This is a genomic window from Arthrobacter psychrolactophilus, from assembly GCF_003219795.1.
Lineage (GTDB): Bacteria > Actinomycetota > Actinomycetes > Actinomycetales > Micrococcaceae > Specibacter > Specibacter psychrolactophilus.
The window spans coordinates 1-2,624 of sequence record NZ_QJVC01000034.1; the positions used below are offsets into that span (position 1 = coordinate 1).

General features: G+C 62.1%; 2 protein-coding genes. Both read right to left on the minus strand.

Annotation, left to right across the window (positions count from 1 at the left end; translation table 11 throughout):
- Positions 1-134: 134 nt before the first annotated feature.
- Positions 135-914, minus strand: coding sequence for an IS21-like element helper ATPase IstB (gene istB, locus CVS30_RS17575; protein ID WP_281268096.1), 780 nt, complete (start codon positions 912-914; stop codon positions 135-137).
- Positions 911-2,428 (minus strand): IS21 family transposase, encoded by a 1,518-nt coding sequence (gene istA, locus CVS30_RS17580; RefSeq protein WP_110486855.1) that lies wholly within the window; start codon positions 2,426-2,428, stop codon positions 911-913. Before istA ends, istB begins: the two co-directional genes overlap by 4 nt.
- Between the last annotated feature and the right edge of the window lie 196 nt (positions 2,429-2,624).

Genomic DNA, 2,624 nt, shown 5'->3' on the forward strand with positions numbered 1-2,624 from the left:
TGTCAAGGGCCATGAGTTTCTGCCCACCAGCGGTCAGGTTATCTGCCCACTGGTGGCCAGCAAAAATGCCCGGATATGGCCATGAGATCTGCCCGCAAATATAGATTTGTGGTTGGCCATTCCGTTCCAGTGTTTTAGCTCAGTAGTGTCACTCCCTTTCCGGCCAGGGCCTGGGTCAGCCTGACGGAGTCGCCACTGGTCTGGCAGACATGGGCGTGATGCAGGAGCCGGTCAACTGTTGCCGTGGCCAGGGTTTTGGGCATGAGCTCATCGAAGCCGGCTGGGTGCAGGTTCGAGGAGATCGCGATGGAGCGTTTCTCGTAGGCGGCATCCACGACCCGGTACAGGCCTTCAGCGGCATCAGTGCCGACGGCCAGGAGCCCGATATCGTCGATCACGACCAGATCAGCGCGTAGGACTCTGGTGATGGCGCGGGTGACGCTGTCGTCGGTGCGGTGGGCGCGGATGAGCTGACCGAGGTCCTCGAGCCGGAACCAGGCCACGCGCAAACCTTCCTCCACGGCTTGCTGGCCCAGGGCTTCAAGGAAGAACGTTTTCCCGGTGCCGGAGGGCCCACAGACGACGAGGTTTTCCCCGCGCCGAATCCATTCCAGGGTTCGCAGGGCTTGTTGGGTCGGGGCAGGGATTGAGGAAGCGGCCGGGTCCCAGGCCTCGAAGGTTTTCCCGGTCGGGAATCCGGCAGCTTTGCGCCTTGTGGCGAGCATCGAGGCGGCCCTGCCACGGATTTCCTCGGTGAAGAGAGCCTTGATGACTTCGGCTGGTTCCCAACGTTGGGCGCGGGCGGTGGCGATGAGTTCCGGTGCCAAGGTGCGGGCGTGGGGCATCTTCAAGGACCGCATCATCGCTTCAAGATCCGCCGGCAGTGCCGGGGCGGTGGTGTTGATCGGGTTCACGGCTTTACCTCGTTACTGATGGTGGTGATCGCGGCCCAGGCGCCAGTGCCCTGGGTCAGGGACGTGTCTTCGTTGGCGGCGTGGGTGGTGATGTTGGCCCGTCCTGCTTGCAGGATCGAGGAGAGGTCTCCGTGGGCGAAGCGGCCATGAATCGCCGCTGTGCCTAGGGCCCGGTCAACATCAATGACGCCAGCGATCTTCGCTAGGGAAACGGCTTCAGCCATTTTCACGTTGATCCGTGAGGTGCCAACCGCGGCGGCTTCCTTCAACCAGGCCACGGCGCCACCGCCGATGGCTAGGAACTCTGCCTCAGCCCCGGTACGGGCCCTGGGTGTGTAGTCGCCAGGGATCTTTTCCAGATAGCCGGGGAAATGTTCATCGTTGATCGCCGGGCTCCCTGGCCGGGCCCGGCCGTGGCGGGCGACTTCCACCGGGCCGGCGGGGCCGTGGTGAACGATGACGACCTTCTCATCCGGGCCGGTGCCGTGGGAACGGACGAACACCCTCTGCCCCAGCAAGTGCGATGGCACGGAATACATGGCGTTGTTGAACGTGACCATGGGCGTGTTCGGCGGCACGGTGCGAGCCAGACCGAAGGAGACCGTGTGGGCATCAGCCGGAACCCGGTGCAGACGCAAGACCTCCTCGGTCAGCATCGCCGCCGGTATGCGCTTGGTGCTGCGGTGCTCACGAGTATTGATATGAGCCATGAACTCCTGGCAAGCCTGCTCCAGCTCGGCGAACGAGCCGTACTCGGTACGCAGGTTCGTATCCTTGGGCACGAGGTCAGCCTTAGCGACCTTCACCGCGTTCTCCACCCCACCCTTGGAAGCCGGATCTGCTGGCTGGCAGGTCAACACGGTCACCCCGTAATAGCGGGCGAAATCAACGGTTTGCAGGTTCCGAACCGGCACCCCGGCAACATGGGAAACCGTGACCGTTTTTTCATTGTCAGTCAGGATGTAAACCGGTGCCCCTCCGATAATGCGGAAACAGCGATCAAGAGCGGCGAACACCGATGGTGCTGTCCGGTCCCGCAAAGCGATGACGATCCGGAACCGTGACCAGGCCAGCCAGGCCACGAACAACACCGTCTTCACCCCGCCAATGGAGGGGCCATCGCCGAAATCATATTGTAACCAGCCCCCTGGCTCGGTCACCCAGGGCCGATGCACCCGTACCCGTCCCAGCTTCCACGCGTCCTTGACCTGCGCCATCGCGCGGCGGGTAGAACGCTCTGAACCCTCAAAGCCCATTCCCACGAGCTTCTGATGGGCGACATCAGCCCGGATCCGGCCACGCGTCTTATCCACGAGCTCCTCGATCTTGGGCAAGTACTCATCAGTGATCTTTTCCCGGGCTACAGGTTCGGCCATCGGCTTGCCGGCTTCGCGGGCGGCTACGTGCTTGGCCACGGTGTGGTGCGAACATCCCGCGAGGACTGCCGCGGCGCGAAACGACTTCGTAAGATCGTACGCTTCAAGAATTTCCATGATTTCTCCGTCAGACTTCATACAGAGCCTCTTCCTGGTTTGGTTTGGTGCGACTAGACACCGACATCAAACCCCAGGAAGGGGCTCCCGCCGTTAAGAACACGGCGAGGCTAGTAAAAAGAGTGGGCAGATCTCATGGCCACCAATGGGCAGTTTTGCTGGCCATCAGTGGGCACTTTCGTGGCCGCCTATGGGCAGTTTTTCATGGCCGCTAACA